Genomic DNA, 9,404 nt, shown 5'->3' on the forward strand with positions numbered 1-9,404 from the left:
GTCTGTCAAGCCGAACAAGCTCAGGCAAACACCTCGCACACCAACCGCGCAATATCGGCCACGACCTGTTCCTTGGCGTCTGCCTCCAAAGCCCCGCCCGTGGTAAAGATCGACAGGAAGATCGGCCCTTCGGTTTTTTCGCTCTTGGGCCAGATCACCGCGACATCATTGACCGCGCCATTGGCGGTGCCGGTCTTGTTGCCCACGGTCCATCCCGACGGCACACCGGCCCGTATCCGCTTATCTCCGGTCGAGGTCGCCTCCATCCAATCGCGCAGTTGCTTGATGCTGTCCGCCTCCAGCGCCGCGCCGCTGAAGACGATCTGCAGCAACTGCGTCATGGCTTCCGGCGTCGTCGTATCGCGCGGATCGCCTTCGGCCACCACATTCAGCTCCGGTTCCTTGCGGTCGCAGCGCGTCACCGCATCGCCCAACGACCGGATCCATTTCGTCAAACCCTCCGGCCCGCCAACCAGAGGCAGCAACAGATTGGCGGCGGTATTGTCGCTCTTCGACACCGTCGCCGCGCACAGCTCCCCCACTGCCATCCTGCCGTCCTTGACCTCTTTCTCGGTCACCGGCGAATAGGCGATCAGATCCTTCGCGCTGTACCGCACCACCTGGTCCAGCTTCAATTCGCCCTTATCGACCCGCGCCAGCACCGCTGCCGCCAGGATCCATTTGAACACCGACATCATGCCGAAGCGATCCTGTGCCGATACCGACAACCGCGCGCCGCTGCCGGCATCGATCGCCGACACCCCGATCCGGCCGCCATGGCGTTTGGTGATGTCCAGCATCGCCGTGGCAAAATCGACCCCAGCCGCGACCTTGTCCGCCGTCTGCCGGTCGCATCCGGCCACCGGCAAGCTCGCCAATCCCAGCAGGAGCGCCCGTCGCAACATCACTTGGCGTCTTCCGCCGTATGCGCCTTGAGCCAGTCAAACACCGTCGCGTGCCACTTCATCGAATTCTGCGGCTTCAACACCCAATGGTTCTCATCCGGGAAGCGCAGGAAGGCCGACTCGATGCCCTGACGCTGCAAGGCCGTAAAGGTCGCAATCCCCTGCCCTGGCACAACGCGGTAATCCTTATCCGAATGGATGACCAGCTGCGGCACCGACCACTTATGGGCATGCAAGGCCGGATTGAACTCATCCATCTTGGCCATATTGCCGTAGGGCATGCCGCCGTTTTCCCACTCCGAGAACCACAGCTCCTCGGTCTCTTCGGCCATCGTCCGCGTATCGAAAATGCCGTCATGCTCGACCAGGCACTTCCACGGCTCTTTCCACTGGCCGGCGATCCAGTTGACCATATAGCCACCATAGGACGCCCCGAGCGCACAGGCGCGGTCGCCATCCAGGAACTTGTATTGGCCCAGCGCAAACGCCCAGCCCTTTTGCAGGTCCTCCAGTGGCCGGTCGCCCCAATGTTGCGAGATCGAGTCCGTGAACGCCTGTCCATAGCCGGTCGAGCCGTGGAAATCGATCATCACCACCGCAAAACCTTCACCGGCATAGCTCTGCGGGTTCCAGCGGTAGGACCACGAATCGCCGAACGAACCCTGCGGCCCGCCATGGATCAGGAAGGCCACCGGATAGGTCTTGCCCTCTTCGTAATTGGCCGGCTTGACGACATAGCCGTGCACCGTCTCGCCGTTCCAGCCCTTGAAGTTGAACTGCTCATAGTCACCAAAGGCGCGTTCCTTCAGCACCGGGTTGAGCCCGGTCAGGTTGCGCGCGCCCATATCTATGAACATCGCCTTCGAATTGGCAGCGTACAGCTGCGACGGCGAATTCATCGCGCTCTTCAGATAGACAAAACTGCCGCCCGTCTCGGCGAAGGCGTCGATATGGCCGTCCTTCGACAGCGCCATGACCTTGCCGGACTTGATATCGATGCGGAACAGCCGCTCCAGCCCGACATCACCGGCGGTGACCAACAACGACTTGCCATCCTTCGCCCACTTCAAATCGTCGACGCTGCGGTCCCAATCGCCGGCGACCGCCGTCACCTTGCCGGTCTTCAGGTCGCGCAGGAAAATATCGAACCGGTCGGCCTCAAAGCCCGGACGCTTCATCGCCTTGTAAGCCAGGGTCTTGCCATCGAGCGACAGCCGCGGCGACGTATCCCAGGCCAGGTTGGCTTCCGTCAGATTGGTCGCCTCGCCGCCCGTCACCGGAACCGAATACAGATCGAAATTGGTGCTCCACGGCTCGGTCTTGCCGGCGATCCGCACCGAATAATAGACGGTCTGGCTATCGGGCGAGACAGTAAACTCGGCCTCGTCGCCGAAGGGCTTGGACGGCACATCGCCATCAACCCCATCCGTCAAAGATACCGCCGCCCCGCCGAACGGCACATAGAACAGGTGGTTGCGCGTGCCGTCGGCCCACGTATCCCAATGCCGCACGAACAGCTTGGTGTAGACCACGCCGGTCGACTTCTGCGCCTTCGCCTCGGCCTGTTTCGTCACCGTGCAGTCGATCTCAGCGCCCTTGCACTCCGGAAACACCGCCAAGGCCACCACAACGCCCTTGCCATCCGGCGTCGGCTGATAGGCCTGGACATCCAAAGCCAGGCTGGTCACCTGGGTCGCCGTAGCCCCCGTGGCTTCGGTCTTCCACACCTGGTCCGATCCCGACCGCGACGAGACAAAATACAGCGTCTTGCCGTCGGCCGACCACTGCGGATTGCTGGCCCCGCCTTCGGAGATGGCCAGCTTGCGTTCCGCCGTCGCCGGCGCGCTCAGATCCTTGATCCAGAGCGAGGTGACGCCCTTGTTCTTCTCCATGTCGGTGGCGCGCACCTGGAAGACGGCATAGGTCCCCGAACTGTCGACCTGCAGCCCGCTGAGCCGGTCCAGCATCAACATGTCCTTATAGGTGAAGGGCTCGGCGGCGTGCGTGGCCCCGGCCAGGGCAGCAACCGACACGGACGCCGTCAGGCACAGGGCTTTCAGGGAGCGGGACAAGAACATGGGCAACCGTCTCAACTGTTACGAAGTTGCGTTCGGTTTTAGCCCCTTTGCCGCCGATGTCGAGAACCGAACCGCGTTATGACGAAGAATTAATGGGGGGATGGAGAAAGGGCGTGGAAGAATTAGAGTGAACAGACTATTGGATGTCAAGCGCAGAAGCAGGACCGGCGTTAGCGGCATTGACTTGCGAGCGGCGGCTAATTGGCTGATCGACCGGTGACCTGAACAGGCTTTTCGCGGTCTAAAGAACGATTGGGCTTACTCCAGAGCATTAAGTCCGTCCCGAAGCTCCGGGCCTCCGTACCCTCAAGCCGCGTTTTGACCTCAGCAAAAAGGGCGCGAAAACTTACATCACCCTCAACCTTGGAAAACATGGTCAAAGCAGAAAACAAAGCCTCCATCGCTGGACTGGGATTGTTCCCTCGCCCATCGTACGCTTTCGCAGTGGCGCTAGTGGCCACCAGCACCTGCCCGGACAATGGTGCCAAGCCGTGCTTGCCGAACCGGTTAGCCATCGCCGCGGCGATGGAGTTCGTCGCGCGACCAGCGTAGCAGGCATCGATCGTCACAACAATATGACGTGCCTGTTGCTGCTCTAGCCATGCGCCGATCTGATTAGCACCCAGCAGTCCTGACTCGAGCAACTTCTCGGCGAATGGACTCGCATCCCCCCTCAACGCTAACATCTGCCGACGCGGCGATTCGGCTGCGTGGGGGCCGATGAGGTAAAAATCCCCTTCCCCGTTTTTTTTACCCTGTCCAAGCATTTCATTCGAATAGCCGATGCCATGACCTGACAGGATAATCCATATGATGTCGTTGGGCTGTGATTTCAGTGCTGAAGGGCCCTGCCCCGACAGGGCTTCCCCGACTTTCCGAGGGTCCCATACTTCCCCTGGCTTTTGTGTAAGGTCGACTTCCTCGATCTGAAAGTCCTGTGCAGAACGCAGATCTCCTCCCACCTGTTGAAACAATCGCTTCACGTCGCTGACAGGCGTCACAAGACGATCGTGATAAGCATAGTCGTTCACGCCGATCAAAACCATGTAGAGGTGACGTTTGCGAGGTATGTAGCGCACCTTCTGGCGAAATTCGCGGCGGATAAATTCATTCTCCCGAACTTTTACAGCGACATAGAGGATGAGATTTTCCTGTGCAGGCTGAACAGTTGCCATAAAACAGGTCGGACAGCCATCGCGCGAAGCTTTCGCGGACACTCGGCCTTGGTTGACGACGACAATATCGTCCTCCGTCTTGCCAGGTAATTCTACGCGGAATCGTAGCACCGCGGTGTCGCCGCCGGCGGGTTGGTCCAGTCCTATGCCCTGAATAACACTGCCCTTGGCGTCGTCGCTGACGCAGGTAGGATTACTGGGGCGGTAGTGTTCGATGTACTTCAGATTCTCAAGAAATCCGCAAATCCTTAGCCGATGCTTGATATCTAGCCGCTGCGGATCGAAATCCTCGCTGGCAATCGATTTGTTCACAGCGCGCGCCACGGCCTCAAGGCTAAGTGCGCTACCTGCGTAACGATGTGCCTGGTCAAATCCCATCCATCCGTGCCATCCATTCATAGGTAAGAGCGCCGCAACGATATCTGCTTGCGGTGAACTTGGCGGCAGCCGATAATATCGTATGAAGCCGGACGCCCGATCGAAGGTGAAGAGCCGGTCGATACCCGCCGTGTCACGATAGTCGAATAATACACTTCGCGCATCGACAGGACCAAAGTCGTCCGACTTTCCCGGTTCCAAAAGTACTCTCTCCGCAAGAACCGTCGATTTTGTTCCAGTTTGTTGGAATTCTCTGACGGAGCCATCTTCGAATGTCGCAGCAACACGCATCGCCCCGGTTGATATGGTACGAGGAACGTCGAAGTCTTTAACCCCCCCGGCTATCACAACAAAAGGCCGCCCATCCTGTGAGCTGTTCTGCCGAAATCTCTCGGCCATGTCGAAGCAAGCCAAGTTGCCCTTGGCGTCAAGCATAAAAAGAACACTTTCGGTCGGATCGAAGGCCAGTTTCACGATCGCGCCAGCCATAGGATGGGTCAAGGCCGGTTCAGGACGGTTATTGACGATGAGATGGACCGTACCGTCGCGCGTACCGACCGTGAGGGCCGTCATCTCGCCCCCTACGCCAAGAGCGGAGGCCTTCAATCCATCAAGCGAAATATTGTGCTCGCCCGAGCTTAATTTTTCGTCCGCACGAAACCTATCCAGCCGATCAGCGTAGCGCACGAACAACTGGTCCTCACTCGCCAGAATCGCAAACCGTCCGCCGGGAGACGTTGATATCAGGCGAAACGGCGTTCCGCCCGTTAGCGGCCGACTATCGCCGGTTTCGTCTTCTCCATAAGGTTGACGGGCATCGACAATATAAACTCGGTCTTTGCTCAGAACCAGAACCGACTGGAGCCCGTCGACCGGCGCCATGGCTCGAACATCGGCGTCGCGCTTGAAACGCACCGTGCGCTGCGTGCCCTCATAGAAATCCCAAATCCGTATGGTCTTGTCGCTCTGTGCTGTGAAAAGAAATCGGCCATCCACACTGTTGACCGCCATTAGAGTCACTCCCGCGCTTTGCGGTACCGGCAAGGTCGTTCCAGGAATGGCTCTGACAGGACCGGGACGCAACTGCGCCAATGCTTCTGAGTGAGTCACCAGACACAAGGCTATCGCCAGAATGCCGAACACTGTTAGGATTTTAGTCTGTATCGCTCGAAGGACCCGCCACATGCAAGAATGCCTCACCCCAGCCCAAACCCGCTGCACCGCAAAACCTAACGTTGCACACCAAGAAGCAATATGCTTTCATTAACCAATTGTAAATGGGGGTTTCCATGAAGTTGAAGCAGATTTCCTTTGTCACGCTTACATTTGGATTGCTTTTGGCACCGATCGCCGGGCAAGCTCAGAGTTTGTCGCAGTGCGGCGGCGACAACTATTTGGTGCTACGGGGGCCGGACCCTGGAGGGCAGAACGAAGATATACCCCTGGGAGGTGAAGCAGAAACCTTTGCCACTGCGACGGACACAGCCTGCCAAAGCGACTCGATCAACAGCAGCACAAGCCTGGTCACTCTGACCCTGATGCAGAGTCTTGCCGCATCGGCGAGCGACCGTGGCTTATGGGCCTTAGGAAACCGGGAGAATGTTAACTTTTCGGGCGAGGGATCAGGCGACGGAGATTCCGACTTTTACGCAGCCGGCATCGACTACAATTTCGGCAATCAAAGTTCGATCAGCTTTGGTGCCGGCCTTGCCGGCTTTGACACGGCGCAAAGCGCAGCCGAGACGAGGAATTATGCTGGGCGCCGGTCGGGAAGCCGTGGAACCGGGGCCATCGCTTATATCGACTATGTGAAAACACTTTCGTCCGCCGATGTCATCGATTTCAACCTTTCAGCCAGCTACTTCAAGCTCGACGCTTACAGTGAAACATCGCTTGGGGAGTTCGGCTTTCGCGACGAGAGCGACGGAACGAGCTCGGGTGTGAACGCCTCGGTGCAGTACCAGCACCGCTTCCGTGACAGCAACTCGATGCTGGTAGCCTTGGCGGGTATCGGCGCTGTCAGAAACGAGTTCAACAATTCGGCGATCCATGATCGTGACGACCGTTTCCTCTACGGAACGTTGGGTTATATTCTCGATGTCAGCGAGCATCTTACACTCAGTCTAGAAGGGCAATTGCAGAACGCGGGAACTGACTTCAGTTACAACGCAAGAACCAGCCTCTCCGACGAGATCTTCTATGTGACTAATGGAGGAACGATGTTGAGCTTGGTCGCCGGGGCTTCCGTGGCACTCGACCCAAAGTGGAGCGCCACCGTTTCCGTTGGGACGCATCGAGGCGAAGACTATGAAAGCAACTCACTGTTCCTCCTCTTTCGCCGTAGCTTCGGTAATCGGTAGGCGAGCCATCAATGGACAAGGGGTTGAAATGGTTCCGGCATGAAGCCCGCCTCTGGCAGAGACTGGCTTTAGCAGCCGTTCTCACGGCAGCATACGCGCTTTTGATTCTAGGCGTTCGCCACCTCGACCCCAGCGCCGCAAAAGGCCCCGCCGGTGCTTTGACGAACAGCCCCATCTTTCGCCTTGCAACCGAGCAGCCCGCCGACTTTGTCACGGACGCGCTGGCCGGCAGCGGGACGGTTCGCGCTTCGGCGCCACCGGTCGCCATTGTCACCTACGACGATGAATCTTTCCCGAAAGGTTCAAGATTTGCGACGATTCGCCGACAACACCTGTCGGACGTCCTTCGACTAATAGAGGTGCAAGAACCGGCGAGCATATTTGTCGACTTGGATTTGGGCTATGACGCACCGGGAGAGGCGGAGGGGACGGATGCACTCTACCAAACGCTCAAGGCTCTTGACCAGAATCAAGATGGTCCGCCCGTTTTTCTCTATCGTCCGCAACGAAGCGACGAAAAATATCCTAAACATCCCGTCCGTTTCGTTCCGACGACGGTAAGGTCCAATTCCCTGGACGCTACCGGTCCAATTGATAAACAGGTCGGCGATGAAGGCCAGTTACAATGGTTCAACGCCACCTTCGTCCAAGATGAGGACGGTCAGACGCGCTGGATGTCGGCTTGGCGGACCGCGCCCGATCTAGAAGGCAAACTGAGTGTCGCCCTGTCCGCGGGATATGCCGTCCGCCTGCTTCAGGACGGCGGTCTTCCTCTGCTCATGCAGACTCAGACTGAACTCGCCTCCCAAGCAGAAGGGATACCAAAAACATCCCTGCAATCCTATAAGAATGGGATGACGGCGGCCTGGCTACAAGAGGGAGTTCGGCATCCCAACCGCGTCAGCAGGGTCATGTTCAACACCCGCGACCCGTTCCGTGCCTCCGGCATTCCGCTGTCCGCCCGTTCCTACGTGGACTTGCACCCTATCAGGTATGACGCGGGCATGAGTGGACTCAGGCTTGAAGGTGGCGCACTTAGCGACAAGATCGTGATTATCGGCCGCAGCGACCAGTATAGCGGGGATACTATTCAGACGCCTATTGGCAGCGTTCCCGGTATTTTCGTCGTAGCCCAGTCGCTCAAAACGGTTACGTCATATGACGCCCCTATCGCCATCGCGACGCTTCCTTCCATCGCCTTTGCATTCGCCATCTTCGCTATTTTCCTGTTGATGCTGCGATATCAGAATTGGGCGATGTCGGTATTTTACACGGTCATTATCAGCCTGATCTGCATGATCCCGTTCGCCTTTTTCTACAGTCAAGGCATCTGGATCGACCTCGGCGCCCCGACGGCGATAATCTCGGCCATTGGAGCCCTTGTGGAACTCATCGAAAAAGGCGCCAACGTTTTCCGGCTCGGGCGTCCTTCAGCCAAATCCGCCGCCAGCCAGGAGGAATAGACATGCGCCTCGCCTTAATCACTGGTACCTGCCTTCTGACGCTCGCCTTCCCCGCCCTCGCCGCGCAGGGACATCACGATGCCTATGTGAAGAAAGATTCTCCGGGCGTATTCTTTCACGACCCCTGCAATCGTATCGGGGATCAAGAGGCAAAAAGGGGCGTGGCAATATGCAGATCGGATGTCGCGGATTTCTCACGTGCACCGGTCGGCGCAAAAGTCATCGTCATCATTCAATCGAAAAACGGTCTGGAAGACGTTTGGCTTACGCAGGAGACCCCCAAGCTCGAAGATAGCGACGTTCCTTTCCTTACGGTTCCACTCAACATTGCCATGAAGATCATCAACGCCTTCCTTCCAGGGCAATCAGAAGAACAGGCTTTGTCGAAGGGCGATGGAGACAAGCCGCTCATTGCCGGCGTAGCGGAGGACGAATTGAACGGAACTGTATTGACAGTATCACAGTCGTCAGCGTCCCTGCGTGTACCAGTCAAGAGTCCGTTCCGCTGGGAGCTTTCCCTTTATCAGGTAGATTCGGCGGAAAGTTCAATGTTAATCGGCACCTATCCCGGTCCTTGCGGAAACACGAAGATCACCGACGGCGAGATCATAATTCCAGAGGGCCGAGCCAGAACCGGAAACTACCGCCTGATCTTGCGCGAATATGATGTCGATCCTGCACCGTGTAACGAGCGACTTTCGGAAAAGCCATTGATCACCGAAAGTGCCATTCCTTTCACCGTCGAGCCAGATCCAGCTCGCCCTCCTGAACATGCGGATATCGGGTCGGTATCGAACATGCCCGAACGCGATCGACTCGCCGTAGCCGTGCTGTTGAGCAGCCAATCGCAGCAATGGAATCTCGAAGCCTACCAGATCCTTACCGACCTTTTGACAGACAGCGATGACGAAACAATCAAGAATGAGGCTAGGGCAGCGATCAACGAGCTACAGATCGGACCGCGGCAGCCGGTCAAGGCCGTGCCAGAACTCGCCTCAGGTGGTTAGCGAGGGCGGGGATTTGGGGATTTCCGGGGATTTGGGGA

Annotated in this window: 6 protein-coding genes; 3 read left to right on the forward strand and 3 right to left on the reverse strand. The window is 57.8% G+C overall.

Annotation, left to right across the window (positions count from 1 at the left end):
• Positions 1-20 precede the first annotated feature (20 nt).
• The 3 genes from bla to ABI_RS11110 all read right to left on the reverse strand — a co-directional run bounded on the left by bla (position 21) and on the right by ABI_RS11110 (position 5,547).
• Entirely contained in the window at positions 21-905 is an 885-nt protein-coding gene (gene bla / locus ABI_RS11100) for a class A beta-lactamase (RefSeq protein ID WP_040309159.1), read from the reverse strand.
• A complete protein-coding gene (locus ABI_RS11105) occupies positions 905-2,983 on the reverse strand; it encodes an alpha/beta hydrolase family protein (protein WP_006273063.1) in 2,079 nt (692 codons plus the stop codon). Before ABI_RS11105 ends, bla begins: the two co-directional genes overlap by 1 nt.
• 197 nt (positions 2,984-3,180) lie before the next feature.
• On the reverse strand, positions 3,181-5,547 hold the full coding sequence (locus ABI_RS11110; RefSeq protein WP_157138866.1) for a WD40 repeat domain-containing protein: 2,367 nt from the start codon (positions 5,545-5,547) through the stop codon (positions 3,181-3,183).
• Positions 5,548-5,825: 278 nt separating this feature from the next.
• On the opposite strand from ABI_RS11110, the gene ABI_RS11115 reads away from it, so the two are divergent.
• The 3 genes from ABI_RS11115 to ABI_RS11125 are packed head-to-tail and all read left to right on the forward strand — an operon-like array spanning position 5,826 to position 9,366.
• Positions 5,826-6,896 (forward strand): hypothetical protein, encoded by a 1,071-nt coding sequence (locus ABI_RS11115; protein ID WP_157138867.1) that lies wholly within the window; start codon positions 5,826-5,828, stop codon positions 6,894-6,896.
• 11 nt (positions 6,897-6,907) lie between these two features.
• Positions 6,908-8,359 carry a CHASE2 domain-containing protein gene (locus ABI_RS11120; protein ID WP_006273066.1) on the forward strand — a complete coding sequence of 484 codons (1,452 nt, stop codon included), beginning with the start codon at positions 6,908-6,910 and terminating at the stop codon, positions 8,357-8,359.
• A 2-nt stretch (positions 8,360-8,361) separates the two neighbouring features.
• The gene (locus ABI_RS11125) at positions 8,362-9,366 is read left to right on the forward strand and encodes a hypothetical protein (protein WP_006273067.1); all 1,005 of its coding nucleotides are present in this window, start codon (positions 8,362-8,364) and stop codon (positions 9,364-9,366) included.
• Positions 9,367-9,404 lie beyond the last annotated feature (38 nt).

Origin of the sequence: Asticcacaulis biprosthecium C19 (assembly GCF_000204015.1) — a bacterium.
In the GTDB taxonomy this organism is placed as follows: Bacteria; Pseudomonadota; Alphaproteobacteria; order Caulobacterales; family Caulobacteraceae; genus Asticcacaulis; species Asticcacaulis biprosthecius.